This is a genomic window from Garicola koreensis, from assembly GCF_014195445.1.
GTDB lineage: Bacteria > Actinomycetota > Actinomycetes > Actinomycetales > Micrococcaceae > Nesterenkonia > Nesterenkonia koreensis.
Map to the genome: position 1 here is coordinate 1 of NZ_JACIBT010000006.1, position 24856 is coordinate 24856.

General features: G+C 67.3%; 23 protein-coding genes. 13 read left to right on the forward strand and 10 right to left on the reverse strand.

The features are described from left to right. From FHX47_RS08035 to FHX47_RS08045, 3 genes are all read left to right on the forward strand, one after another. The coding region (locus tag FHX47_RS08035) for a hypothetical protein (protein ID WP_183358483.1) at positions 1-381 on the forward strand (381 nt) is incomplete at its 5' end. A 60-nt stretch (positions 382-441) separates the two neighbouring features. Continuing rightward, positions 442-1101, forward strand: a complete 660-nt coding sequence (locus tag FHX47_RS08040; RefSeq protein WP_183358414.1) for an FMN-binding negative transcriptional regulator — start codon at positions 442-444, stop codon at positions 1099-1101. Between the two features lie 5 nt (positions 1102-1106). Next, positions 1107-2555: an amidohydrolase gene (locus FHX47_RS08045; RefSeq protein WP_343064344.1), complete on the forward strand. Its 1449-nt coding sequence runs from the start codon at positions 1107-1109 to the stop codon at positions 2553-2555. Here the strand turns inward: FHX47_RS08045 and FHX47_RS08050 are convergent. From FHX47_RS08050 to FHX47_RS08070, 5 genes are all read right to left on the reverse strand, one after another. Continuing rightward, positions 2536-5379 (reverse strand): penicillin acylase family protein, encoded by a 2844-nt coding sequence (locus tag FHX47_RS08050; protein ID WP_183358416.1) that lies wholly within the window; start codon positions 5377-5379, stop codon positions 2536-2538. The genes FHX47_RS08045 and FHX47_RS08050 overlap by 20 nt on opposite strands. A 119-nt stretch (positions 5380-5498) precedes the next feature. Next, a complete protein-coding gene (locus tag FHX47_RS08055) occupies positions 5499-6821 on the reverse strand; it encodes a Na+/H+ antiporter family protein (protein ID WP_183358417.1) in 1323 nt (440 codons plus the stop codon). Positions 6822-6828: 7 nt separating this feature from the next. Further along, positions 6829-8412 (reverse strand): histidine ammonia-lyase, encoded by a 1584-nt coding sequence (gene hutH, locus FHX47_RS08060; protein WP_183358418.1) that lies wholly within the window; start codon positions 8410-8412, stop codon positions 6829-6831. Between the two features lie 72 nt (positions 8413-8484). Then, on the reverse strand, positions 8485-9675 hold the full coding sequence (hutI, locus tag FHX47_RS08065) for an imidazolonepropionase (RefSeq protein ID WP_183358420.1): 1191 nt from the start codon (positions 9673-9675) through the stop codon (positions 8485-8487). Positions 9676-9716: 41 nt separating this feature from the next. Next, complete coding sequence (locus FHX47_RS08070) at positions 9717-11408, reverse strand: urocanate hydratase (RefSeq protein ID WP_183358422.1); 1692 nt, start codon at positions 11406-11408, stop codon at positions 9717-9719. 197 nt (positions 11409-11605) lie between these two features. Here FHX47_RS08070 and hutG point away from each other — a divergent pair, with 197 nt between their 5' ends. From hutG to FHX47_RS08085, 3 genes are all read left to right on the forward strand, one after another. Then, positions 11606-12655: a formimidoylglutamase gene (gene hutG / locus FHX47_RS08075; RefSeq protein WP_183358424.1), complete on the forward strand. Its 1050-nt coding sequence runs from the start codon at positions 11606-11608 to the stop codon at positions 12653-12655. A 12-nt stretch (positions 12656-12667) separates the two neighbouring features. After that, positions 12668-13321, forward strand: coding sequence for an IclR family transcriptional regulator (locus FHX47_RS08080; protein WP_183358426.1), 654 nt, complete (start codon positions 12668-12670; stop codon positions 13319-13321). A gap of 110 nt (positions 13322-13431) precedes the next feature. Then, positions 13432-14463: a siderophore-interacting protein gene (locus FHX47_RS08085; protein ID WP_183358428.1), complete on the forward strand. Its 1032-nt coding sequence runs from the start codon at positions 13432-13434 to the stop codon at positions 14461-14463. An 81-nt stretch (positions 14464-14544) separates the two neighbouring features. Here the strand turns inward: FHX47_RS08085 and FHX47_RS08090 are convergent, their stop codons facing one another. Both FHX47_RS08090 and FHX47_RS08095 read right to left on the reverse strand, forming a co-directional pair. After that, positions 14545-14952: a type II toxin-antitoxin system VapC family toxin gene (locus tag FHX47_RS08090; protein WP_183358430.1), complete on the reverse strand. Its 408-nt coding sequence runs from the start codon at positions 14950-14952 to the stop codon at positions 14545-14547. Between the two features lie 3 nt (positions 14953-14955). Further along, positions 14956-15234, reverse strand: coding sequence for a type II toxin-antitoxin system Phd/YefM family antitoxin (locus FHX47_RS08095; protein ID WP_183358432.1), 279 nt, complete (start codon positions 15232-15234; stop codon positions 14956-14958). Between the two features lie 114 nt (positions 15235-15348). Between FHX47_RS08095 and rlmN the strand changes: the two genes are divergently transcribed. Together rlmN and FHX47_RS08105 are read left to right on the forward strand one after the other, a co-directional pair. Then, positions 15349-16758 carry a 23S rRNA (adenine(2503)-C(2))-methyltransferase RlmN gene (gene rlmN / locus FHX47_RS08100; protein ID WP_183358434.1) on the forward strand — a complete coding sequence of 470 codons (1410 nt, stop codon included), beginning with the start codon at positions 15349-15351 and terminating at the stop codon, positions 16756-16758. 222 nt (positions 16759-16980) lie between these two features. Then, positions 16981-18153 (forward strand): pyridoxal phosphate-dependent aminotransferase, encoded by a 1173-nt coding sequence (locus FHX47_RS08105; protein WP_183358436.1) that lies wholly within the window; start codon positions 16981-16983, stop codon positions 18151-18153. Between the two features lie 37 nt (positions 18154-18190). Here FHX47_RS08105 and FHX47_RS08110 read toward each other — a convergent pair whose 3' ends face one another. Beyond that, positions 18191-18736 (reverse strand): hypothetical protein, encoded by a 546-nt coding sequence (locus FHX47_RS08110; RefSeq protein ID WP_183358438.1) that lies wholly within the window; start codon positions 18734-18736, stop codon positions 18191-18193. 82 nt (positions 18737-18818) lie between these two features. Next, entirely contained in the window at positions 18819-19046 is a 228-nt protein-coding gene (locus FHX47_RS08115) for a helix-turn-helix transcriptional regulator (RefSeq protein WP_183358440.1), read from the reverse strand. Positions 19047-19210: 164 nt separating this feature from the next. On the opposite strand from FHX47_RS08115, the gene FHX47_RS08120 reads away from it, so the two are divergent. From FHX47_RS08120 to FHX47_RS08130, 3 genes are all read left to right on the forward strand, one after another. Continuing rightward, on the forward strand, positions 19211-20011 hold the full coding sequence (locus FHX47_RS08120) for a SurA N-terminal domain-containing protein (RefSeq protein ID WP_183358441.1): 801 nt from the start codon (positions 19211-19213) through the stop codon (positions 20009-20011). A 64-nt stretch (positions 20012-20075) separates the two neighbouring features. Then, positions 20076-20540, forward strand: a complete 465-nt coding sequence (locus FHX47_RS08125) for an SRPBCC family protein (protein WP_183358442.1) — start codon at positions 20076-20078, stop codon at positions 20538-20540. 10 nt (positions 20541-20550) lie between these two features. Next, complete coding sequence (locus FHX47_RS08130; protein WP_183358443.1) at positions 20551-21270, forward strand: Pr6Pr family membrane protein; 720 nt, start codon at positions 20551-20553, stop codon at positions 21268-21270. Here the strand turns inward: FHX47_RS08130 and purB are convergent. Then, positions 21260-22690, reverse strand: coding sequence for an adenylosuccinate lyase (purB, locus tag FHX47_RS08135; RefSeq protein ID WP_246328116.1), 1431 nt, complete (start codon positions 22688-22690; stop codon positions 21260-21262). The genes FHX47_RS08130 and purB overlap by 11 nt on opposite strands. A 171-nt stretch (positions 22691-22861) precedes the next feature. Here purB and FHX47_RS08140 point away from each other — a divergent pair, with 171 nt between their 5' ends. Together FHX47_RS08140 and FHX47_RS08145 are read left to right on the forward strand one after the other, a co-directional pair. Further along, entirely contained in the window at positions 22862-23341 is a 480-nt protein-coding gene (locus FHX47_RS08140; protein WP_183358445.1) for a hypothetical protein, read from the forward strand. Positions 23342-23359: 18 nt separating this feature from the next. Further along, positions 23360-24853, forward strand: a complete 1494-nt coding sequence (locus FHX47_RS08145; protein WP_183358446.1) for a hypothetical protein — start codon at positions 23360-23362, stop codon at positions 24851-24853. Positions 24854-24856 lie beyond the last annotated feature (3 nt).

A 24856-nucleotide genomic window follows, 5' to 3' on the forward strand; every position in this document is an offset into this window, starting at 1 on the left:
ACCACCTTTGACCTGTCGCTGCACCCGAAGGCGGATAAGAAGACCGCCAAGGCGGCGAAGCTCATCGGGCAGCTGGCCGCACGTACAGGCAAGCACGACGACGACGCCTTCGCCGGGAAGCTGGCCAGCGGTGAGTTCATTCAGCACTCCAGCGCCCGTGTCCGTGTGATCGGCACGGCGTCGTCAGAGCTGTTCGCCGCGGCCGCCCCGCTGCCGGAGATCGCTCTGTTGGATGATCCGGTGACCGCATCCGGCCGGGTGGAGCTGCGCTACTGGCTGAAGGAGCAGGCGGTGTCCATGACCCTGCACCGCTTCGGCACCCCCGCCTCCTCCTTCCACAAGTTGGCGGATAGGTTGAAGCAGCCGCAGACCCAGCAGTGAGACCCAGCAGTGAGACCCAGCCGTGAGACCCAGACGTGAGGCAGGGTGTAGAAAAGAGGCATGCGCGATAACCCCAGCTTCGCCCTGGAAGACCCGGAGTCGGTCAAACAGCTCATCAGGGACAATCCCTGGGCACGGTTCATCACCTATGTGCCCGGGGAGGGGCTGATCGGAAGCCACTACCCGGTGCTGGTGGATGAGCAGGACGAGGGCATCGTTCTGCTCTCCCACCTGGGTCGGCCGGACGAGGAGAAGCACCAGTTGGGCGCCCACCCCATGATGGTGATCGTCGAAGGTCCCCACGGCTACATCTCCCCGGGCTGGTATGAAGAACAGCCCAACGTGCCCACCTGGAACTTCACCGTGGCGCATCTGCACGGCACCCCGGAGATCCTCACCGAGGCGGAGAACCTGCAGGTCCTGGACCGGCTGGTGGAGCACTTCGAGGCCCCGATGCCGCAGCCGCAGCTGCTGCACGCCACCGCTGAGAGTTCGCAGTACGCCCACCATATGGTCACCGGCACGGCGGGGTTTCGCCTGCGGGTCCAGCGGTTCGAAGCCAAGGAGAAGATGAGCCAGAACAAGTCGGTGGCCACCGTGCGCAGCGTCATCAGCCACCTGCGTGAGCCCGGCGTCTACTCCAACCCCGCTGTGGCCGACCGCATGGAGACCGTCAACGCGGCCGCGCTGGCCCAAGAAGGCGGAGAACAGTGCTGCTGAGGAATGTGCGCCCTCCGGGGTCCCGCCAGCTTCAGGACCTGCTGGTCAGCGGCGGCGGGGTGGCCGCGATCCGACCGGCCGGGCAGCTCAGCGGCGCTGAAGCGCAGGAGAGCTGCGACGCCGAAGGCCGCACGGTGCTGCCGGGGCTCTGGGATCATCACGTGCACTTCACCCAATGGGTCATCCAGCAGCAGCGGCTGGACCTCTCCGGCGCCGATTCCGCTGACGAGACCCTGCGGCTGGTCGCTTCCGCCGCCGCGCAGCTCAGTGCCAGCCAGCGACTGACCGGATTCGGGTTCCGCGACGGGCTCTGGCACCAGCCGCCCACCCTTGCCGCCTTGGACGCAGCCACCGGTGAGGTTCCGACTGTGCTGGTCAGCGCCGATCTGCACTGCATGTGGATCAACTCGGCTGCCCAGCGGCAGTTCGGCGCTGCGACCGATGCCACCGGCCTGCTGCGTGAGACCGAATCCTTCGCCGTGCTGCAGCGGCTGGACGCCGCTGCCGAGCTCACCACTGCCGACTACCGGCGCGCTGCCGATGTGGCCGCTGCCAGGGGTGTGGTCGGCGTCGTCGATTTTGAGAACGATGACAACACCGCCCTGTGGCCCCAGCGGGTGGCAGCCGGGGTGGACGCGCTGCGCGTCGAGGTGTCGACGTGGCCCGACACGCTTGAGCGCGTCATCGACCGCGGCCTGAAGACCGGGGATGGGCTCGATTCCCAGGGGCTGATCACCATGGGGCCGCTGAAGGTGATCGTCGACGGTTCGCTGAACACCCGCACCGCCTGGTGCTGGGACCCCTACCCGGGGCTGGCCGCCGATCATCCCCACCGCTGCGGGGTGGAGGCAGTGCCCATCGAAGAGCTCACCCGGCTGCTGCAGCGGGCGAACGGTGCCGGCATCGGTGCCGCCGTGCATGCCATCGGCGACCGTGCCAACACCGAGGTGATCGACACCTTCGCCGCCCTGGGAATGACCGGCCGGGTGGAGCACGCCCAGCTGCTGCGCGTCGAGGACGTGGCGCGATTTGCCCCACTGGGACTCGAAGCCTCGGTCCAGCCGGAGCACGCCATGGATGATCGCGACGTCGCCGACGCCTACTGGCCCGGTCGCACTGACCGGGCGTTCGCGCTGCGCTCGCTGCACGAATCCGGTGCGAGGCTGCGCCTCGGCTCCGATGCGCCGGTCTCGGCACTGGACCCCTGGGCGCAGATCGCCGCGGCGGTGACCCGCAGCCGTGACGGCCGGGCGCCCTGGCACCCGGAGCAGAGCATCGACGTCGCCACGGCCCTCAGGGCCAGCACCCGGGCCGGGCTGGACCTGCGCGAGGGGGGCCCGGCTGACCTGATCCTGGTCGATGCCGACCCGCTGACCGCCACCGGCGAGCAGCTGCGCAGCATGGAGGTCGCGGCCACCATGCTGGCCGGCCGGTTCACCCACTGGAAGCTGTAGAGCCGGGTGTGAGCGTCAGGGTGTCCTGTGCCGCCTGCTCCACGGCCTCCGGTGAGTAGGCCCACGGGTACTGGTCCCCCCTCGTCCACCCCTCAGCCTGGTCGGTGTAGTGCGGGTGGAATGCGTGACCGCTCTGACCGGTGAGATTCTGCCAGGTGGAGTCGTCCCAGTTACCGACGTCGATCACCATGCGCATGGACGGCACCGTGGTCGTCTCGTATCCCTCGTCCATCTCCCATCCGGTCGCGTTCACCACACCGGAGCCTCCGCCCGTCTCGTAGGGTCCCCGGTTGAAGAGTGCTTCGATGGGTGCGATGCCACTCTCGCCGAAGGAGCCATGCGTCAGTGACAGTTCATGCAGCTGGCCCCAGTTCCATTCCTCGGGGTCCTCGCCCTGCAGATCGGCCAGTTCCGCGTGGGCCTGCTGTGCCGCCGTCTGCAGCAGGCTCTCGCGGGAGCCGCCCCACCATGGGCTGTCCTCATCGTCGAGCTGATTGGCGAGGAATATGGCCAGTCGCGACTGGTCATCGTGGCTGATCTCCGCGTCCTGGGTGCTCGTCATCGCGGCGGTCACCTGATTCCACAGGACGTTGGCATAGGCCGCGGCCGCAGAGTCGGCGTCGTTCTGTCCGTCCCAGTCCTCCACCAGATCCAGCGCCTGCTGCACGTCCTCGTCTTCGACGGTGATCTCCTGGTAGGCACTGCGCAGGGAGGCGGCGGCGGGGAACTCATTGTCCATGTGGATCGCTGCCATGTCCTGCGCCGTCACGTCTGCCGCATCGATCCTCGACTCCAGCAGCTCGACGATGCGAGCGCCGCGATGACCGTAGTCCCAGTCTCGGCTGAGGAAGTATGGGTAGTCGTCGTTGACGATCGCGTTGTTGGCTGTGGCGATGTAGCCCGAATCCGGGTTGTAGATGACCGGCTGCTCCTCGAATGGGATGAAGCCCTGCCAGTCATAGGCACTGTCCCAACCGGGCTGCGGCAGCCACCCGTCGCCCTCGCCGCGGATCGGCAGACGGCCGGGCGCCTGGTAGCCGATGTTGCCCTCGGTGTCCGCGTAGATGAGGTTCTGTGCCGGCACGTCGAACTGGGAGGCCGCCCGGCGGAACTCTGAGAAGTCCTCCGCCAGGTTGAGCGAGAAGATCGCCTGCGCGGTTGACCCCGCATCCAGCGCCGTCCACCGCAGGCTCAGCGCGTAGTCCTCATCAGGGAGGGCGGAGGCATCCGCTGCCTCCTCGGCTGCCTCGTCCACGCCGCCTATGGCACCGCCTCTGCGTGTGGTGGCGATCGAGGTGAACTCTGGGGTGAGACCGGAGACGATCGGACCGTGGACCGTGGAACGTACTTGGAGGTCGACGTCGTCTCCTCCGGCGACGCGGATGGTCTCCTGGCGGGTTTCGAAGGGGACCGTCTCACCATTGCGCTGATAGCCGTCCTCGGTGAGGCGTTCGACGTAGAGGTCGGCGACGTCGGTGGTGAGATTCGTGAAGCCCCACGCAATCTGCTGGTTGTGACCGATGACGATTCCGGGGAGTCCGGAGAAGCTGTATCCGGCGACGGCGAACGGGCATTCCTCCGTCACCTCTGCGCACCTGAGCTGCATCTGCGACCACACTGAGGGCAGGGCGGCCCCCAGGTGCGGGTCATTGGCGAGCAGCGGGTCGCCGGTCTCGGTGTGCTCGCCGGAGATCACCCACGAATTGGATCCGATTCCCTCCCCGGCGCCGCCGACCAAGGCATCCACTCGGGTGAGGAGATCCGAAAGGGCGGCGGAGTCGAAGTCCAGGGAGTCGAAATCCGGGGCACCGACAGCGTGTGATGCAGAGGAGGGCTCGGCCGCAGCCGGGTCCGTGTCTGCCGGGTCTGTGTCTGCTGAGACCGCCTCGGCTGCTTCTGCATCGGCGGGGTCGGCGTCGTCGGCGGGGCCCTCCGTGCTGGCGCGGCCCTCGGTGCTGGCTGGGCCCTCCGTGCTGGCGGGGCCCTCGGCGGTGGCGGGTGCGGGGATGTCCGACTGCGCAAGCGTCGAGGCGTCCGGGTCCTCGGCCATGATGACGGGATGCTCGTCGAAGGGGTAGGCCGGGTACAGCTCGGTGAGGCGCTCCGGCTCGAGGTTCGGTTCCAGCAGTGCTCGGGAGGTCTCGTCCTCGATATTGGTGCGCAGATCCCATGCCATCGCCTTGAGCCAGGCGACGGAATCGGTGGGCGTCCAGGGCTCTGGTTCGTAGCCTGGGTTCTGCAGGCCCAGCACGGTGTACTCGAACGCGAGCGCGCCGCCCTGGCGCTCGTCGAGGTAGGCGTTCACCCCGTCGGCGTAGGCCTCGTAGTAGCTGAGCACATCCTCGGGCAGCGCGTCGACCTCCTCCTGGGCGACACGGTGCCAGCCCAGGGTGCGCAGAAACGAGTCGGTTTCGACCTGCGCTTCGCCGAAGAGTTCGGAGAGTCGGCCGCTGGTCATATGCCGGCGGAAATCCATCTCCCAGAAGCGGTCCTGGGCGTGGACGAAGCCCTGAGCGCGGAAGAGGTCCTCGCCGGTCTCGGCCGTGAGAGTCGGGATGCCGTGGCTGTCTCGGTGGACGGTCACCTCGCTCTGCAGGCCCGGGACATCGATTGACCCGTCAGTCTGCGGGAAGGCCCGTACGACGGACCAGGTCAGGAATGCGGTGGCGATGAGTATCAGGACGAGGCCGCCGGCAAGTGTGCTCAGCAGGATTCTGCGACCGCGACGCGGACGCCTGCCTCTGGCACCGGTGTGAGCGCTGTTCGGCCCACCGGTCGCCGCATCCTGTGCCGTGCCGTGCTGTGACCTGCCGTGCTGTGCCATCCCCTGGGCCTCCACTAGGTGTACGTTCGCGCAACCGGCGCCGCTCGACGATGATGATCATGTGATCTACGCCACGGTAACTTTTAGCATTGGCACTCTACCAGCTGGTAGGGAGCTGATCACAGCACCAGTGCGGCGACCACCCCTCCGATGAACAGCGGGATGTTGTAGTGCATGAACGTCGGCACGCAGGTGTCCCAGATGTGGTTGTGCTGCTTATCCGCATTGAGACCCGAGGTGGGCCCCAGGGTGCTGTCGGAGGCCGGTGAGCCGGCATCGCCGATCGCCCCGGAGGCACCGATCAGCGCTGCGGTGGCCAGCGGGCTGAAGCCGATCGCACCGGCCATCGGCACGAAGATGGCCGCCAGCACCGGCACCGTGCCGAAGGAGGTGCCGATGCCCATCGTCACCAGCAGACCCACAGACATCATGACCACCGCCGCCAGCAGACGCGAGTCGCCGAACCAGCCGGTGGTGGTCTCCACCAGGGAGTCGACGGCACCGGTCTCAGTGAGCACAGCGGCGTAGCCGGAGGCGATGAGCATGATGAAGGCGATGGTGCCCACCATGGCCACACCGCGGTCGAGGATCGGCTCGCCCTCCTTCCACTGCTCCGCGCGCAGCAGGAAGATCACCACGATGCCCGCCAAGGCCGCGATGACCAGAGAGCCGTAGATGATCTGCAGCACCAGGGTCACCGCCAAGCCCAGGAGCACGACGACGTCGCGGCGGCCCCACGCCAGGTCCGGGTCGTCCTCAGCGACCTGACCGGCAGCGGCCAGATCGCTGGTGACCTGCGCGTACTGCCGGTCCCTGCGGTAGGTGAACAGCACCGCCACCACCAGGCCCACGAGCATGCCGGCCACCGGGATCGCCATCGCCAGCGGAACCTGGCCCACAGTCAGGTCCATGCCGTTGGCCGTCATCTCATCGGCGACGATGCCCTGGAAGATCAGGCCGAAGCCCAGCGGCACAATCAGGTACGGCGCCTTGAGCCCGAAGGTCAGTGCGGTGGCCACACCGCGCCGGTCGATCTTCATCTTGTCGAAGACCGCCAGCAGCGGCGGAATCAGGATCGGAATGAAGGCGATGTGGACCGGCACCAGGTTCTGTGAGAAGCAGGCCAGTCCCGCGATGGCGAAGAGCACGAAGGCCCGCCGGCCGCGCAGCAGCGGCAGCATGCGGCGGATCAGCTTCTTGGTCAGCCCCGATCTGGCGACCATGACCGCCAGGGTGCCCAGCAGAATATAGCTCAGCGCGGTCTCGCCCTGACCGCCCAGCCCGCCGATCAGGGTGGTGAAGGTCTCCTCGAGGGAGAGCCCGGCGGTGAGTCCGCCCACCACCGCAGCCAGCAGCAGCGCAATGATGACATGGACCCGGGCCAGACTCAGGGCAACCAGCACCAGCACCGAGACGACGACGGGGTTCAGCATCTCAAACATCTGTGGCTCAGCTCCGCTCAACGTTGTCTGAAGGGATAGTGGTGTGCACAGGGACAGTGTGGCCGATCTCTGCCACGCTCTGGGCAGCCGCGACGACGTCGCCGTGACGCACCAGCTCCACCACCTCGGCCAGTTCGGGGGAGAGGAACCGGTCCTCGCCCGGCCCCGGCACCCGGCTGCCCAGCACCTTGACCACCGCTGCGGTGGCCGGAGCCGGCGGCTCGTCACGCAGCTGTGTCGCTCGTGCGGCAGCGTAGAGCTCTACGGCCAGCACGCTGCTGAGGCTGCTGAGGGAGCGGCGCAGTTTGCGTGCTGCGCCCCAGCCCATTGACACGTGGTCCTCCTGCATCGCCGAGGTGGGGATGGAGTCCACGCTGGCCGGAGCGGCCAGGCGTTTGCTCTCCGAGACCATGCCCGCCTGGGTGTAGTGCGCAATCATTAGGCCCGAATCCACCCCGGGATCATCGGCGAGGAACGGCGGCAGGCCTTGGCTGCGGTGGGCATCCATCATTCGGTCGGTGCGCCGCTCGGCGATGGAGGCGACGTCGGCGGCCACGATCGCCAGAAAATCCAGGGCGTGGGCCAGCGGAGCGCCGTGGAAGTTGCCGTTGGAGGAGACCATGCCAGAATCCAGCACCACCGGGTTGTCGATCGCGGCGCGAAGCTCCCGAGATGCGACCTGGTGGGCGTACTCCAGGGCGTCGCGGGCGGCACCGTTGACCTGGGGTGCACACCGCAGCGAGTAGGCGTCCTGAACCAGGTGTTCGGAATCCCGGTGCGAGGCCACGATCGGCGAGCCGCGCAGCGCGGCGAGCATATTCGCAGCACTGAGCGTCTGGCCCGGATGGGGTCGCAGCGGTTCGAACAGCTCGGGCACAAAGACTTGGTCGGTGCCGTGCAGGGCCTCTACGCTCATGGCCGCCGAGAGGTCTGCGGTGCTCAGCAGATTCTCCAGATCGGCCACCGCCAGCAGCAACATCCCCAGCATGCCGTCGGTGCCGTTGGTCAGGGCCAGCCCCTCCTTCTCAGCCAGCTCCACCGGGGTAATTCCGGCATCGCGCAGCGCCTCGGCGGCCGGGACTGGCTTGCCTGCGGCGTCGAGGACTTCCCCTTCGCCCATCAGGACCAGGGCGCAGGCGGCCAGCGGCGCCAGATCCCCGGAGCAGCCCAGGGAACCGTGCTCATGAACCACCGGGGTGATGGACGCGTTGAGGATCTCCACGTAGGTGCTCAGCACCACCGGGCGCACTCCGGCCCGGCCGGTGGCCATGGTCCTGGCGCGCAGCAGCATCATCGCCCGCACCACCTCACGCTCCACCGGCTCACCCATCCCGGCGGCGTGCGAACGGATCAGGGACTTCTGCAGCTGGGCGCGCAGGGAGTCGGGGATATGGCGTTGGGCCAGCGCGCCGAACCCGGTGGAGACCCCGTAGACCGGCCGCTGCGCCTCGGCGAGCTCTTCCACCGATTCACGGAAGCGGCCCACCTGCTGCAGAATGTCCTCGGTGAGGACCACAGGCGCGTCATCACGGGCGACGGCGACCACATCGGCCAGGCTCAGCCGATCAGGGTCCAGGTTGATAGGGGTCATGCGGTTCCTTTCGAATGTGGGGTCAGAAGTGTTGGATCTTCAGAAGTGTGGCAGCTTCAGCCGCCGCAGGGGCTACACGGCGCGCTGGCCTTCGCGCCACACGGCGTGGGTCAGCGGCATGCCGGGCCGGTAGGCCAGGTGGATGGCCGCCGGAGCGTTCAGCAGGTGCAGGTCGGCCCGCTTGCCGACCTCGATGGAGCCTACTGAGTCGTGGGCGCGCAGTGCGACGGCTCCGCCCATAGTGGCCGCGCGAAGCGCCTCGGCGAGGCTGAGGTGCATCTGCAGCACGGCGGTGCCCACATTGAAGTTCATCGAGGAGGTGTAGCTGGTGCCGGGGTTGCAGTTCGACGCCAGGGCGATCTCCACCCCCGCGTCGAGCAGCCTGCGTCCCGGGGCCAGCGGCTGCCGGGTGGAGAGGTCGCAGGCGGGCAGGCAGGTGGCCACCGTGCCGGGAGACCCGGTGGCGGCGGCGGAGTCCCAGCCTGACCAGGTGTCGGCCAGCAGCTCGACGTCGCGGTCACTGAGGTGGTTGACGTGGTCCACGCTCGCCGCACCCAGCTCAACGGCCAGCCGCACCCCGGGGCCCTGGCCCAGCTGATTGCCGTGCACCCGCAGCCCCAGGCCAGCCTCGGCGCAGGCCTGCAGCACGGTGCGCGACTGCTCCTCGCTGAACGCCCCGCTCTCGCAGAACACATCGGCCCACTGCACATAGGGAAGCGCCGCCTGCAGCATCGGCCCGGTCACGGTCTGCACATATTCATCGGCGTCGACCCCCGGGGGAACCAGGTGGGCTCCCAGGAACGTGACGACGTCGACCTCGTCTGCGGCAAGGCGGGCGTGGCGGGCCTCCTCCTCGACGTCGAGCCCGTAGCCGGTCTTGGTCTCTAAGAACGTCGTGCCTCCGGCCACGGCCTCTGCCACTCGGGTGCGGAGCAGGTCGCGCAGCCGTTGGTCACTGGCGTCGCGGGTGGCCTCAGTGGTGACGCTGATGCCGCCGGCGGCGTAGGACTGCCCAGCCATCCGGGCCTCGAACTCGGCGCTGCGGTCACCGGCGAAGACCAGGTGGGTGTGGGAGTCCACCCAGCCGGGCAGCATGGCCCGGGCCCCGGCGTCGACGCGCTCATCGGCCGCAGGGGCCTCGGAGGCGGCGCCGACCCAGGCGATCTGCTCGCCGTCGATGACCACAGCGGCATCGGTCAGCACCCGCTGTTCGGGGTCGACGGTGGTCAGCTCGGCAATATTGGTGATCAGCGTGCTGGTCACGGTCTCAGCTCCTGCGATGGTCGGGTCAGTGGTGAGGAAGTTTAGGCCTTCGGGTTCATCGGAATGCGGACATGGCGTTCGGCGGCCACCGAGCTGGCCTTCGGGTAGCCGGCGTCGACGTGACGGATGATTCCCATGGCGGGGTCGTTGGTCAGCAGCGCCTCCAGTTTGGCCGCAGCCAGTTCGGTGCCGTCGGCCACACCGACTTGGCCGGCGTGGATGGATCGGCCCATGCCGACCCCGCCGCCGTGGTGGATCGAGACCCAGGTGGCCCCGGAGCTGGCCGCGGTCAGCGCGTTGAGCAGCGGCCAGTCGGCCACGGCGTCGGATCCGTCCAGCATGGATTCGGTCTCCCGGTAGGGGGAGGCCACCGAGCCGGAGTCCAAGTGGTCACGGCCGATCACGATGGGTGCTTTGACCTTGCCTTCGGCGACCAGCCGGTTGAACAGCAGTCCGGCCTGGTGGCGCTCGCCGTAGCCCAGCCAGCAGATGCGGGCGGGCAGTCCTTCGAACTCGACGTGCTCGGCGGCGGCATCGAGCCAGGTGTGCAGGTGGGTGTTGTCGGGGAACAGCTCTTTGATCGCCTCATCGGTGACCCGGATGTCCTTAGGGTCCCCGGAGAGGGCCACCCAGCGGAAGGGGCCGAGACCCTCGCAGAACAGCGGGCGGATATAGGCCGGCACGAACCCGGGAAACTCGAAGGCCCGTGAGTAGCCGGCCGTACGGGCCTCATCACGGATGGAGTTGCCGTAGTCGAAGACTTCGGCGCCGGCGTCCTGGAACTCGACCATCGCCTGCACCTGGGCGGCCATGGACTCCTGGGCCTTCTTGGTGAACCCTTCCGGGTCGGCCTTGGACTCCGCTTCCCACTCATCGACGGTGTACTCGGTGGGCAGATAGGAGAGCGGGTCATGGGCTGAGGTCTGGTCGGTGACGATGTCGACCTCGATCTCGCCGGCCCGGTGGCGCTGCAGCAGCTCGGCGAAGGCCTCCGCGGCGTTGCCGACGTAGCCCACTGAGACCGCGCGCTTGTCACGCTTGGCGTCCATGACCTTCTCGACGGCGGTGTCGAGGTCGGTTTCGACGTCGTCGAGGTAGCGTTTGGACTGCCGGCGGCGCAGCCGATCTTCGGAGACATCGACGATGAGCACCGCACCACCGTTGAGCGTGACCGACAGCGGCTGGGCCCCGCCCATGCCGCCGCAGCCTCCGGTCAGAGTCAAGGTCCCGGCCAATGTCGACCCGAATCGCTTCTGAGCCACCGCGGCGAAGGTCTCAAAGGTGCCCTGCAGGATGCCCTGGGTGGCGATGTAGATCCAGGAGCCGGCGGTCATCTGCCCGTACATCATCAGGCCCTCGTCCTCCAGCTTGCGGAAGTGCTTCCAATCGGCCCAGTCGCCGACCAGATTGGAGTTGGCCAGCAGCACCCGGGGCGCCCACCGGTTGGTCCGCACCACGCCCACCGGCTTGCCGGACTGCACCAGCAGGGTCTCGTCAGCCTCGAGGTCCTGCAGGGTGTCGACGATCGCGTCGTAGGCCTCCCAGCTGCGGGCCGCCCGGCCGGTGCCGCCGTAGACGACCAGGTCCTCGGGTCGCTCGGCGACCTCGGGGTCCAAGTTGTTCATCAGCATCCGCAGCGGAGCCTCGGTCTGCCAGGACTTGGCACTCAGCTCAGATCCTCGGGCTGCCCGGATGGTGCGTGAAGGGTCGTGCTGGGTGAATGACTGAGCCATGGGAACGCCTTTCGTTCGTGCTGGAGCAGCGGAGTGGGACAAACAGAGCAGAGTAAGCTGAAGTTTCATTGGATGGTGTGTGACTTTTATCCATTGAAACTGTGATCTGCGGCATGTGCAAGTTTCTGCAGGTGATACATTCAGGTCCCAGACCCCGAGAGTCCGCCGATATGTCCACAATGATCAGGAGTTTTGCGATGACTGCCCAGCCGACGTCGACCCTGTGGACCGGCCGCCACGACGGCGAGGGGGCCCAGCACGCCCGCTGGCACGAAGTGGTGGTATCTGCCCATCAGCAGCAGATCGAAGACGCTCGCGCCGCCGACGGTGATGAGGCCGGCGGTGAGCAGGTGAGCCTGCTGGGCTTCAGCACTGATGAGGGGGTCCGCCGCAACGGCGGCCGAGTGGGGGCGGCGAAAGGGCCGGCCGCCCTGCGCCGAGCTCTGGCGCCGCTGGCGCTGCACGGGCCGCTGGCCTCCAGTGAGGTGCGGATCACCGACTACGGCGACGTCGTCACCGAGGGGGAGGACCTTGAAGCCGGCCAGACTGCCGCGGCCGAGACCACCGCTGCAGCGCTGGATGCCGCCGGCTCGCAGCTGAGCGTCGTCCTGGGCGGTGGCCATGAGACGGCCTGGTCCTCCTACCGCGGGCTGATGAGCTCGCAGCACATGCAGACCGGCGAGGGCGTGCGTCCACCGCGCTGGGGCGTGCTGAACGTGGACGCCCACTTCGACCTGCGCAGCGAGTCCCGGCCCACCTCCGGCACCCCGTTTCTGCAGATGGCTGAGGCTGAGCGGGCTGCCGGCCGTGAACCGCTGAACTACGCTGTTCTCGGGCTCGCCGAACCCTCCAACACCGGGGCACTGTTCGCCCAGGCGCGCAGCCTGGGCGTCCGGTGGATGACCGACGCCGAGTGCGCCGAAGCCGGAGCAGCTGGGGTTCGCCGATTTGTCGAGGGGTTCTGCGCCGACCTGGAGCTGCTCTACCTCACGATTGACTTGGATGTGCTGCCGGCTGATGTCGCCCCCGGCGTCTCAGCCCCGGCTTCAATGGGTGTCGCCACCCCATTGGTCGCAGCAGCGGTGCGGGCCGCCGCGGCCACCGGAAAGCTGCGCCTGCTCGACGTCGTCGAACTCAATCCTTCCCTTGACCAGGACGGGCGCACGGCCAAGACAGCGGCCCGGCTGATCGACGAGGCGGTCCGTACACTGTTCCACGAGCGAGCACAGTTCCACGGTCGGGCCTGAAAGGAACCACGCATGGCAGAGCCTTCATCCACCCGCACGGTGCAGCGGGCGCTGCGGCTGCTGGCCTCGGTCTGCGATGAGGGCAGCGCGAGCCTTGTCGACTCCGCCCGTGCTGCCGACCTGCCGGCCAGTACGGCGCTGCGGCTGATGCGGACCTTGGAGTCGGAGGACTTCCTCACCCGCGCAGCCGACAACAGCTACCAGCCCGGCCCCCGGCTCATCCAGATCGGAGCGAAGGCCTTCTCCCGAGAGGCGCTGGTTCCGCTGAGCCGAAAACCGATGGAGGGCGTCGTGGAGACGACCGGCGAGTCGGTCTATCTGAGCGTGCCCGGAGGCAACGAGCAGACGATCTACATCAGCATCGTGGAGGGCACCTTCTCGGTGCGCCACACCAACTGGGTGGGCAGAACCGTTCCCCTGCAAGGCTCAGCGGCCGGCGTGGTGCTGCGCGGCGAGACCCCGCAGGTCGGCTACGTGGTCCTGGAGAACACCGTGGAGAGTGACGTGACAGCCATCAGCGCCCCGATCGGCGCCGGCGGCCGGGTGGTAGCGGCGATGAGCACCCTGGTGCCCACCTACCGGTTGGACGAGCAGAAGCGCATACGGTGCGGCCGGGCTCTGGTGGCGGCAGCGGATGCGGTCTCGGAGGCCCTAGGCGGCAGCTGAGCGCGGATCAGTCGTCCTGCGGCGCTGACGGGTCTGAATCCCCCCGGACTCAGAGGCAATAGGTCTGCCTCAGTGCACCGTGGCCCATTAGGGTATCGTGGTGTTCCCTAATGAGTGTCCGTAGCCAACAAACCCCGCCGCGCCCGGCGACCCGCGCCTACCGGACCCAGGTGGTGGCCATCGCGCAGCTGTCCCCCCATTTTCTGCGGGTGACCCTCACCGCCGATGACCTCGAGCACTTCGGGCCTGCAGGCACCGCGCTCACCGCTGAGCAGGCAGCGGCATCGCCGCCGGCCTGGGATCAGCGGATCAAACTCTTCCTGCCCCGGGCTGACGGGGGATATCCCGACGTCGGGCTCTTCGCCGACCCGCCGGCCACCACCGCGCAGTGGTACGGCGCCTGGCGGGCGCTCGACGCCGCCCAGCGCAACCCCATCCGCACCTACACCGTGCGCAGCATCCGCACCCCTATGCGGCAGATCGATATCGACTTCGTCACCCATGTGGAGCCCGACGGCAGCTCCGGTCCCGCCTCGGCGTGGGCGCTGGCCGCTGAACCCGGGGACGAGTTGGTGATCATCGGCCCGGACCGCCGCTCCGCCGAACCCGGCGGGGGCATCGACTTCACCCCCGGAACCGCCCGGGACCTGCTGCTGGTCGGTGACGAGACGGCAGCGCCTGCGATTTGCGCGATCCTCGAAGCGCTGCCTGAGAGCTACACCGGCGAGGCTTATGTGGAGATTCCCACCGCCGCGGACGCCCTCGAGGTCGCATCGGCCTCCAGTGTGGAAGTCCACTGGCTGCCGCGCGAAGATGCCGAAGCCGGTGCGGGGCTCTCTGCGGCGGTTCAGGACTGGGGGGCCCGGAGGAAGAAGATCTTCAGCGCCCGCCGTCTCGCCTGGGAGCCCGGGACAGAACCAGTCGGCGCGCTCACCGGTTCCGGGCAGCAGCTTCCTGACATCGACGACGACGCGGTGCTGTGGGAGACCTCCACGCCCGAAGGGTTCGGCGAGTATGCGTGGTTGGCCGGGGAATCTGCGGTGATCACCGGCCTGCGGCGTCATCTGGTGAAAGAGGTGGGGCTGAGCCGCAAGCAGGTCAGCTTTATGGGCTACTGGCGAAGAGGCCGGGCCAGCGCCTGAGTCTTCAGGTCCGAGAACGTTCAGTTTCTCCACCTGGATGCCCTCGGTGATCGGGTCCGCTCATACCAACCCGTTTGGGTCTTACGAACACACTTGCTCGACCGGATCAGTCACGAGCAGCCCGAGGTGCTCGGCGGCGGCCTTCATCGATTGGTCGTGGGTCGCCACGGTGACCTCTTCGCCGATCAGCAGCGCTGTCGCCAGATGCAGCGCGTCCAGGGTCTTGACGTGCCGCTCGATGGCTTCGGCGACCGTGTGGGTCTCACGGCTGATCTCCAGCATGCCGACCCGGTCCAACAGCGGCGCCCCATCTGCCAGCGAACGGCTGTCGCGTCGCAGGACGCGGACCACCTCGGTGCGCAGCAGGCGGGAGGACACGAAGGTCGCCCCCGCCGATTGCATCCAGGAGTGAAGGCGTTCGCGCTCGGGGACGTCCAGGATTGTGCGCAGCGCCACCGAGGAGTCGAGGTAGACCAGCGAAGCACCCATGCGTCAGTGGTCTCCGCGCATCTGGTCGAGCAGCACATCCGCCTCGTCGCCGGTGTACGCCGGTCCGCCCGGGTGACTGGGCCACGGCGCCGGTTCCGACCTCGGCGGGGTGTAGCGCCCCTCTCGCTCCAGCCGCGCCAGTGCCGTCTCCTGGTCCCGGACTGCACTGACCCGCCAGCGGGGCTTGCCCCGCTCGGTCACCACGAGGTCGTCGGTGTCGGTGACCTGGGCGAGCACCGCCGCGGTGCGCTGGTTAAGCTCGCGCTTGCTGATCGTCTGCATGTCTCAAATGTACTACGTGTGCCTGACGTTAGAGAGGTGCAAGACGCTGCGCAAATGTGGCTGCGCAAAATGTGTATGGGCCAGACTCGAGGTGGACGTGGGAGACTGGTGAGGATGACTTCCGAAACACAGCCCACACCGGCTGCCGGCGCCGAGCCCGGCAGCCGCCAGGTCAAGCCCCGCGCCGAGGGATGGACCCAGGCCCGCGACGCTGAGGGCCGCCCCAAGCTGCAGTTCTCCCAGCCCAAACGGACCAAACTGCCGCCCACCCACTTGGCGGACCTGACGCTGGATGAACGCATTGCACGGGCCGAGGAGCTGGGGATCGCCGGCTTCAGGGCCAAGCAGCTCTCGGTGCACTACTTCCAGCACTACACCTCCGATCCGGATCAGATGACCGACCTGCCGGCGCAGACCCGTGAGCAGCTGGTGGAGGAGTTCATGCCGCCGCTGCTGACTGAGGTCCGCCGGCTGCGCACCGACGACGGTGCCACCATCAAGTTCCTGTGGCGGCTCTTCGACGGCGCCCTGGTCGAATCGGTGCTGATGCGCTACCGCAACCGCATCACCCTGTGCATCTCCTCCCAGTGCGGCTGCGGGATGAACTGCCCCTTCTGCGCCACCGGTCAGAACGGGCTCACCCGCAATATGTCCACCGCTGAGATCGTCGACCAGATCGTGCAGGCCAACCGGGTCATCGCCGCCGGCGAGCTCGACTCCCCGACTGCCGCTGAACTGGCTGACGAGACTGATCACGCGGGACTCGGCGAAGAGGCGGACGACGACGCCGAGACCTCAGCCGCGCAGGGGTCCGACTCGCAGATCAGCCCGGTGAAGCAGGGGCAGACGGCGCGGCAGGGTCAGTCCGCACGGCAGGAGCACTCCGAGCGGCAGGGTGCGTCGTCGGGCTCCGTCGCCGGGCGGCAGCGGGTCAGCAACATCGTCTTCATGGGCATGGGCGAGCCGCTGGCCAATTACAAGCGCGTGATGAACGCGGTGCGGCGCATGGTCAACCCAGCACCGGAGGGACTGGGCATGAGCGCTCGCGGCATCACCCTCTCGACCGTCGGACTGGTGCCGGCGATCAAGAAGCTGGCCGATGAGAACCTGCCCATCACCTTCGCCCTGAGCCTGCACGCACCCGACGACGAGCTGCGCGATGAGATGATTCCGGTCAACTCCCGGTGGAAGGCCGATGAGGCCATCGATGCCGCCCGCTACTACTACGAGACGACCGGGCGGCGGGTGAGCATCGAGTACGCGCTGATCAAAGACATGAACGACCATCCCTGGCGCGCCGACCTGCTGGCGCAGAAGCTCAACGCCCGCGGCCGCGGGTGGGTCCACGTCAACCCGATCCCGCTGAACCCGACGCCGGACTCAGTGTGGACCTCCTCCGAGCCGGATGTGATGCAGGAGTTCATCGACCGCCTCAACGACGCCGGGGTGCCCACCACGCTGCGCGATACCCGCGGCAAGGAGATCGACGGCGCCTGCGGCCAGCTCGCCGCTGCCGAGGACTAGCTGCGGAGGACTATCCGCGGACGGCTGCAGCCGCGGACGGCGACACCGCGCCGGTTGATGGATTTTTGGCGGAATGGCGCGAGAACGGCGCTCAGAGCGACAAGAATCCAGCAATGGATGCGTTGGCAGTGCTGGCAGTGTGGTCAATGGTGGAGCGAGCGCGAACGTCCGTGCGGCGGCGCCGGTATCCGCCAGCCCCGGGCCGGCAGTTAGGCTGGCACTATGCAGGCCTCGCAGCGTTCACAGGTTCCCGGGTTCGAAGTGATGTCCATCCTGGCGCGCATCGCCGAGCTGCGCACCGCTGGCGAGGACATCATCTCCCTGACCGCCGGCGAACCGGGCTCCGGTGCCCCGCCGGAGGTCAATGCCGCCGCCGCGCGCCTGCACGAGCAGAACACGGTGCTGAACTACTCGCCCGCGCTGGGGATCATGCCGCTGCGCGAAGCTATCGCTGAGCACTATCGCCGCTGGTACGACGTCGAGGTTCCAGCCGAGCGCGTCGCGGTGACCACCGGCTCATCCGGGGCCTTCGTGCTGAACTTCCTCGCCGCCTTCGACGCCGGCGAGCGGGTGGCTCTGGCCCGCCCCGGATACCCGGCCTACCGCAACATTCTGGCCAGCCTGGGCGCAGAGGTGGTGGATCTGGACTGCGGCCCCGAGGTCCGCTTCCAGCCCACACCCGAACAGCTCGACGCCGAAGTGGCGGCCAACGGTCCGATCAGTGGCCTGATGCTGGCCTCACCGGCCAATCCCACCGGAACCATGGTCGGCCGCGACCAGCTCGCCGCGCTCACCGACTGGTGCCAGCAGAACAGCGTCCAGCTGATCAGCGACGAGATCTATCACGGCATCACCTTCGAACAGCCCGGGGTCAGCGCCCTGGAAGTCAGCAGCGAGGCCGCTGTGGTCTCCTCGTTCTCCAAGTACTGGGGGATGCCCGGCTGGCGGCTGGGGTGGACGGTGCTGCCGCAGCACCTGGTGGACCCGGTCTCCCGGCTGGCCGGAAACGTTGCCCTGTGCCCGCCGCACGGCTCGCAGCTGGCCGCCGTGGAGGCCTTCAGTGCGGACTCAATGGCGTTCGCCGAAGCCCAGCTCGACGACTACGCAGCAGCGCGGACGTTGGTGCTCGATGCACTGGAGGAGATCGGCTGGGACCAGGTCGCCCCGGCCGACGGTGCCTTCTACGTCTACGCCCGCATAGGCAGCCACTTAGAAGAGCACGACGACGCCGCCAGCTACTGCACCGCTCTGCTGGAGCGGGCCGGGGTGGCGGTGGTCCCCGGCACCGACTTTGATCCCGTCAACGGTCAGGAATGGGTCCGACTGAGTCTGGCACCGGGTTCTGCCGCCGTGGCGGAGGGACTGGATCGCATACGGCGCTTTCACGCCCAGTAGGGGGAGAGCGTCAGGAGGTGGGCCGGCGTCGTGCGGCTCATTCTTCATCGTGATCGGGCTCATTCTGCTGTTTGCGGCGACGCATCACTACCCAGAGTGCAGCCAGATAACCCATCGCAGCTCCGATTCCTGTCCCGATGGCCGCACCACTGCCCGCAGAGCTGAGGCGGTCCGACCACGTCTGTGAAAGCTCAAACTCCAGCAGGCCGGAACCGGTGAACGTGGTGACCATCATCGCCCCGGAGATCAGCAGCAGAATCGTCAGCGTGGCTACCCCCGACAGGGTCGAGGCTCGTGAGCCGCCGCGGGCCAGAATGGCAAAGGCGTCCACGCCACGCTTCTCAGCATAGGTCAGTGTGACCATTGCCGGCATCACGCCCAGAGCCAACAGGACGAAAGGCACCAGGAGGTGTCCGAAGAGGGCGAAGACCAGTGCAATCAGATATGTCAGGTACATGCCGATGAACATGCCGTATGTGCCGCCCTCAGTGAAGGTGGCACGCTCCCGCTCGTCGGCGAGGTCGACCTCCGCGCCGAGCATCCGTTCCTCGACGCTCGCCCTCACATGTCTACGTGGTGCCATGCTGCTCTCCTTCCAGTGACCCCATCAGGATCACTTCTCAGCTGCTGTGTCATGCCGGGTCTCCTTGATCGGCTTGATCGGCTCACTGCTTCGGCTCCTGATCGCCGAAGAGCTCTTCCACGGTGGTCGCCAGTGTGCGGGCGAGCCGCAGGGCCAGAAACACTGAGGGTGCGTAGTCGCCCTGCTCGATGGCGACGACGGTCTGCCGGCTCACGCCCACCGTCTGAGCCAGCTCCGCCTGAGTCAGGCGGCGGGCCTTTCGCAGAGCGCGAACCGGGTGCGGCGTCGTCGTGGAGGTGCGTGGAACCATGCCTTAATGACAACCCAACTTGACACCAAATGTCAAGAGAGTTTGTCATATACGATGTGTTCGCCCGGGTCACCATAAATGCTGGTACTCAGCTGAAACGGCTGTTGTGGTCCAGGTGCTACCGTGCCGAGTCGACCCCGTAGAAGGAGGTGTTGGGCATGCAGATGGCCACACAGAAGAAACTCGCCACATCCGTGGCGGCCGCCGCACTGCTGTTCGGGCTGGCAGCCTGCGGCGAGGGCGACGCCGAGGGCGCCGAAGGTGAGGCCGCGACCGGACAGGCTGCCGAAGAGCAGTCCCAGGGGGGCGGCAGCTCCGACGCGCCGTCTCAGCAGCAGATGCCCGAGCCTGACCTGGGCGATGTGCCCGACGTCGTCGCCGAGGTCAACGATGCCGACATCAGCGGTGAGGAGTACAGCTCCGCCTATGAGACGCAGTTCTCGCAGATGGCGATGCAGTCGCAGATGAGCGGCGAGGAGGTCGATGAGGAGGCGCTGCAGGAGCAGACTCTGAACAACCTGATCGGCTACGAGCTGCTGACCCAGGAGGCCGAAGCTAACGGCTATGAAGCCAGCGAGGAGGACGTCGACGCCGAGTTGGAGTCAGTCGCCGAATCCAACGGCATGGAGTCCGTGGATGAATTCTTGAGCATGGCTGAGGAGCAGGACGTCAGCGAGGACGAGCTGCGTGCCGATGTTAAGCAGCAGGTGCTGATCAACCAGGTCGTGGACTCCCTGGACGTGGAGGAGCCCTCTGAGGAGGAGATCAAGCAGACCTACGAGGACTTCGCTGATCAGCAGTCATCCCAGGGCCAGGGGCAGGACGGTGAAGAGACCGAGACCCCGGACCTGGAGGAGCTGCGCCCCCAAATTGAGGAGCAGCTGACCACCCAGAAGGAGAACGAGGCCGTTCAGGCCCACATTGAGCAGCTGCGCGAGGACGCCGAGGTCGAAGTCCACGTGTAGCGACGCACCGGGCCACCACGCCCCAGTGCGGCACTGCTGTGTCCTGGCCTGAGACACTTGGGTCATGACTGAGCGCACACATCAAGAGTCGATCACCGTACAGGCCTCGCCGGAGGCCGTCTACGACCTGGTCTCCGATGTGACCCGCACTGGGGAGTGGAGTCCTGTCTGCACCAGCTGCTGGTGGCATGAGGAGGGCGGCGCACGCGTCGGTGCCCGGTTCACCGGCCGCAACGAGCGTAACGGCCGGGTCTGGGAGACTGTCAGCGAGGTCGTCGCCGCCGAGCGTGGTCGGGAGTTCGCCTGGATCGTCGGCAACGGCTACGTCCGCTGGGGCTACACCATGAGGCCGGTCGAGGCGGGCACCGAACTCACCGAGTCCTGGGAGTTCCTGCTGGCTGGCATCGAGATGTTCCACCAGAAGTTCGGTGAGGACGCCGGTGCCCAGATCCGGGAGCGCACTGAGGCGGCCTATGAAGGGATACCCGCTACGCTGGCCGCCATCAGGCGGATCGCCGAGCGCGCCTAGGAGCGTTGCTATGGCTTCGGTGGGCTGTGTGGTCGGGTGGACTGGACCCCGGCAGTGGCAGCACTCGGCGGCAGCCCGCGCAGTGCATGCCGTCATCGCGCTGCTGGCCGCAAGTGGGATCGCGACGTCGCTGTATATCGGGTGGACCAATGATTCCCAGCTGCCTGCCGGAGTGGCCTACAGCGGGGGCTTCACCGCCGGGTGGGAGCACATGCTCAATCAACCGGTGTACTTCACATTTCTGTCGGGACTGCTGGTCCTGGTGACCTCGGTGATGCTCACCCTGCGGACTCAGCGCCGCTCGGCGGTGTTCCATGCGGTGCGGCTCGCCGGTGTGGTGCAGATGATCATCACCGGTCTGGTGTTCAACGTTCTGCTGCGCGATGACGCTGTGCTGATCGGCGTCCGGCAGTTCAACGATGCGGTGCTGCACCAGGCGATGCCGATGCTGGTGCCGCTGGTGTGGCTGCTCTTCGGGCCGTTCGGCCGCATCACCGGGCGGGTGCTGGTCGGGTCCGTGACGATTCCCCTGGCCTGGCTGGCCGCGACCCTGATCCGCGGCCCAGGTCTGGACTGGTACCCGTACGTCATCTTGGATGTGCCGGGCATCGGCTACTCCGGCGTCGGTGTCTACGTCGTGGCCATCGTGGCGGCCTACCTGGCCCTGGCCTGCGGCTTCTGGGGGCTGGACCGGCTCTTCAGCCGCAGCCGACGCCGCATCAGCGGCTGAACCGCTTCGCGAGGTCGGCTGCCAGACCGGTGTACCGGGCGGGGGTGAGGTTCTTCAGCCGCGCCTCGGCCGCCGGGGAGAGGCCCAGCCCGGAGACGAACTCAGCCAGTTTTTCGGCGTCGACCCGGCGTCCACGGGTCAGCTCCTTGAGCCGCTCGTAGGGGTCCTGCATGCCGGCCACGCCGGCGATCGCCTCGGCGCGCATCACGGTCTGGATGGCCTCACCGAGCACCTCCCAGTTGGCCTCCAGATCAGCGGCGATGACCTCGGACGCCACATCTAGCTGCTTCAGACCCTTGGTGACGTTGCTCAGCGCCAGCACCGAATGCCCCAGGGCGGTGCCGATATTGCGCTGCCCGGAGGAGTCGGTGAGGTCACGCTGCCAACGAGACTCCACCAGGGTGGCCCCCAGAGAGTCCAGCAGGGCATTGGAGATCTCCAGGTTCGCCTCGGCGTTCTCGAACCGAATGGGGTTGACCTTATGGGGCATCGTCGATGAGCCGGTCGCCCCCGCCACGGGAATCTGCCGGAAGAACCCGATGCTGATGTAGCTCCAGATATCGACGCACAAGCCGTGCAGAATCCGATTGAAGCGCGCGACGTCGGCGTAGAGCTCGGCCTGGTAGTCATGGGATTCGATCTGGGTGGTCAGCGGGTTGAAGGTCAGACCCAGCTTCTCCACGAAGGACTGCGCGATCTGCGGCCAGTCCGCCTCCGGTGCGGCGGCCAAGTGCGCGGCGTAGGTGCCGGTGGCGCCGTTGAGCTTGCCCAGGTACTCCTGCTGCTCGATGCGGCGCAGCTGCCGACCCAGCCGGTGGACGAAGACGGCGATCTCTTTGCCCAGCGTGGTGGGGGTGGCCGGCTGCCCATGTGTGCGCGAGAGCATCGGCACCTCCGCTGCCTCGTCCACCAGCGACGACAGGCTGGAGACCATGGTGCGCGCCGCCGGCAGCCACACCTGCTCGACGGCGTCGCGAATGCCGACTGCGTAGGAAAGGTTATTGATGTCCTCACTGGTGCAGGCAAAATGCACCAGAGGCTTCAGCTCAGCAAGGCCCAGGCCCTCCAGCCGGTCCGTGATGAAGTACTCCACTGCTTTGACGTCGTGGACGGTCGTGGCTTCGATCGCGCCCAGCTCGGCAATCTCCTCCGAGCCGAAGGAGGCGGGGACGGCGCGCAGCGCGCGGACCTGCTCATCGGTGAGCTCCGGCAGGCCCACCAGCACCTGGTTGCTGCACAGGTGGATGAACCACTCAACCTCCACGTGGATACGGTTGCGGTTCAGCGCGGCGTCGGAGAGATGATCCACCAGCGGCGCCGTCGCAGAGCGGTACCGGCCGTCCAGAGCCCCCAGGGCGATTGCCGGTTCAACGTCGGCCAGGCGGACTCGGTCCTGTTCGGCAGTCAGTGCAGAGGTCATGGGCCTCATTCTGCCACGTCTGATCGCGTGGAGTTTTCCCCACAGCCGGTGTCCCAAGCGGGCACGCCGAGTACTCCTCACCCCGCACAGCGGAGGCTGCCCGGAAGCACCTTGGCTCCATAGTCTCAGCCGTGTCGGGCTGCTGCGCACGCAGAGACAGGAGGGACCAGGATGTTCATCGCCACCGCCGCCGCGGAGCTGGACCGCACTGCTGCTGCCTACCGTGCGGCCGGACATGTGCTGCGCGGCATCCCCGACCGGGCAGAGCAGTACCTCGCCCAGCTGCAGGCCGCCCAGCAGGTGAACTGGAACTCCGAGGCCGGTTCCGCTTTTCGCCAGGCGTTGGAAGGCCTCCGGGGGCCGGGCGCCATGCTTCAGGACGAGGCGTTCCACCTGGCGGCAGCGGCGGAGACGATCGCGGCAGATCTGAGCAGCTACGCGGAGACGGCCCGCCAGCTGGGCACCATGGTCTCGCTGCTCTCCGCAGTGGACATCACTGCAGTGGCCCAGGACGTGGGGGCGGCACGACTGGAGGGAATGCGCATCGCTGCCGCAGAGGCCGCCACCGACGCCGGCAGGCTGGTGGGGTATGTGCAGGACAACGGTGGGGTCCCGCCCCTGCTGCGCGACGTCGTCGCCCGCCTGTGGTGAGAGAGGATCAGCTCCACGATGCTCAAATCGGCAATACCTGCACCGGTGATCATTGGCCCAGGCACCCCCATCTCCGAGCAGGCGTGGGATTCGAGCCTGCACCCCACCTCAGGATTCTCGGTGCGCACCGCAGGCGGTCCCACCAACATCAATCTCTTCTGGGACTCGCTGTTAGAAGCAGCAGAGCGCGTGGAGGCCGCCGCTGCCGTGTTCACCGAGATTCGCCAGGACCTTGTCACCGTTGCCGGTGAGCTGGGCTCCACGCCCGGGCACCTGCATTGGCGCAGCCTGGGCTTCCAAACCCAGTTCGGCACGATGCTGACCAGGACGGCGGGCACAGAGGTGCTGTTGGACCAGGCCAGCACAGGAGCAGAAGCCGCACACCAGGCATATCGTGACGTCGAGACCACTGTGCAGAGTTGGTTCACGCTGCTGCTGCGGGTCTCCGACTACGGGCTGGTGGTTGAACACCTGCTCACCCCCGATGGTGACAAGAGCCTGGTCTATGACTGGCTGGTCACCACCGGCGTCGTCACCGGCGGCCTGGCACTGGACACCCCAGCGGCATCTGCCCTGGTCTCCGCCCTGACAGCGGCGGAGGAGCACGCTGACCTCTCCGCAGAGCTGCTGGAGGGCCATGAGCAGGTGCTCGACCCCATCCCCGCCAACGAGTTCTTCCACGTCGGCGACGGCACTTTGGGAAACCACCTGCAGAACATGGCTGAGGTGAGCGATCATGGCGATATAGCCGTCTCCAGCATAGAGAAGCAGAGCGGAGAGACCAGCTACGTTCTCTACCTCCCCGGGGTGGACATCGATGGGCTGAACACTGATCACGGTCGCAGCCCCATGAGCCTCGCCGATGCGTTCGGCAACGATTCTCAGCACATGAGCGCCGCAGTGGAAGACGCGCTGCAGACCGCTGGAGTCCCCGAGGGTGCCACCGTACTGCCCATCGGGCACAGCATGGGCGGCGGCCACGTTCTCAACTTGGTCAACAACACCTCATGGACCGAAAAGTACACGGTTCCCGCCGCAGCGACGATCGGATCACCGGGACAGAACAAGCGGGTCGAAACTGATGTGAAGCTCACCCACTTCGAAGACGAACGGGACCCGATTCCCCACGCGCTGGGGCAGCGGCACCAAGAGTCCGCGGATCGGCTCAGCGTCATCTACGACCACCAGAATCCGCAGAGCGAGGTGGGCTCCGTGGCTGGCAGCGCCCACAGCCTGCAGCACAATACAGATGCCATCTCGACTTTGGAGGACCACGCCTCTGACGCGCTCAGCGCAGAGGAGACTGCCCACTTGGACGTGCTGCGCGGACACCTGGCCGGAAACGTGCGGACCATGATGTTCACCACCCGGTGGCAGTCTCGGGACGGTGCAGTTGGAAAGTCCTCCGGCAACGCGGCGAACCCTGCAGACCGCGCCGCGGGGTCTCGCGATCTGCCGTCTCAGCGCACCGGCGGCAGGCGTCGCGGCTCGCCGTCGGCACCGGCCGACTGAGGT

Coding starts and splice junctions, on each gene's coding strand:
- FHX47_RS08040 (WP_183358414.1), top strand. CDS start 442: ATGCGCGATAACCCCAGCTTCGCCCTGGAAGACCCGGAGTCGGTCAAA.
- FHX47_RS08050 (WP_183358416.1), bottom strand. CDS start 5,379: ATGGCACAGCACGGCAGGTCACAGCACGGCACGGCACAGGATGCGGCG.
- FHX47_RS08055 (WP_183358417.1), bottom strand. CDS start 6,821: ATGTTTGAGATGCTGAACCCCGTCGTCGTCTCGGTGCTGGTGCTGGTT.
- hutH (WP_183358418.1), bottom strand. CDS start 8,412: ATGACCCCTATCAACCTGGACCCTGATCGGCTGAGCCTGGCCGATGTG.
- FHX47_RS08070 (WP_183358422.1), bottom strand. CDS start 11,408: ATGGCTCAGTCATTCACCCAGCACGACCCTTCACGCACCATCCGGGCA.
- hutG (WP_183358424.1), top strand. CDS start 11,606: ATGACTGCCCAGCCGACGTCGACCCTGTGGACCGGCCGCCACGACGGC.
- FHX47_RS08080 (WP_183358426.1), top strand. CDS start 12,668: ATGGCAGAGCCTTCATCCACCCGCACGGTGCAGCGGGCGCTGCGGCTG.
- FHX47_RS08085 (WP_183358428.1), top strand. CDS start 13,432: ATGAGTGTCCGTAGCCAACAAACCCCGCCGCGCCCGGCGACCCGCGCC.
- FHX47_RS08090 (WP_183358430.1), bottom strand. CDS start 14,952: ATGGGTGCTTCGCTGGTCTACCTCGACTCCTCGGTGGCGCTGCGCACA.
- FHX47_RS08095 (WP_183358432.1), bottom strand. CDS start 15,234: ATGCAGACGATCAGCAAGCGCGAGCTTAACCAGCGCACCGCGGCGGTG.
- rlmN (WP_183358434.1), top strand. CDS start 15,349: ATGACTTCCGAAACACAGCCCACACCGGCTGCCGGCGCCGAGCCCGGC.
- FHX47_RS08105 (WP_183358436.1), top strand. CDS start 16,981: ATGCAGGCCTCGCAGCGTTCACAGGTTCCCGGGTTCGAAGTGATGTCC.
- FHX47_RS08110 (WP_183358438.1), bottom strand. CDS start 18,736: ATGGCACCACGTAGACATGTGAGGGCGAGCGTCGAGGAACGGATGCTC.
- FHX47_RS08115 (WP_183358440.1), bottom strand. CDS start 19,046: ATGGTTCCACGCACCTCCACGACGACGCCGCACCCGGTTCGCGCTCTG.
- FHX47_RS08120 (WP_183358441.1), top strand. CDS start 19,211: ATGGCCACACAGAAGAAACTCGCCACATCCGTGGCGGCCGCCGCACTG.
- FHX47_RS08125 (WP_183358442.1), top strand. CDS start 20,076: ATGACTGAGCGCACACATCAAGAGTCGATCACCGTACAGGCCTCGCCG.
- FHX47_RS08130 (WP_183358443.1), top strand. CDS start 20,551: ATGGCTTCGGTGGGCTGTGTGGTCGGGTGGACTGGACCCCGGCAGTGG.
- purB (WP_246328116.1), bottom strand. CDS start 22,690: ATGACCTCTGCACTGACTGCCGAACAGGACCGAGTCCGCCTGGCCGAC.
- FHX47_RS08140 (WP_183358445.1), top strand. CDS start 22,862: ATGTTCATCGCCACCGCCGCCGCGGAGCTGGACCGCACTGCTGCTGCC.
- FHX47_RS08145 (WP_183358446.1), top strand. CDS start 23,360: ATGCTCAAATCGGCAATACCTGCACCGGTGATCATTGGCCCAGGCACC.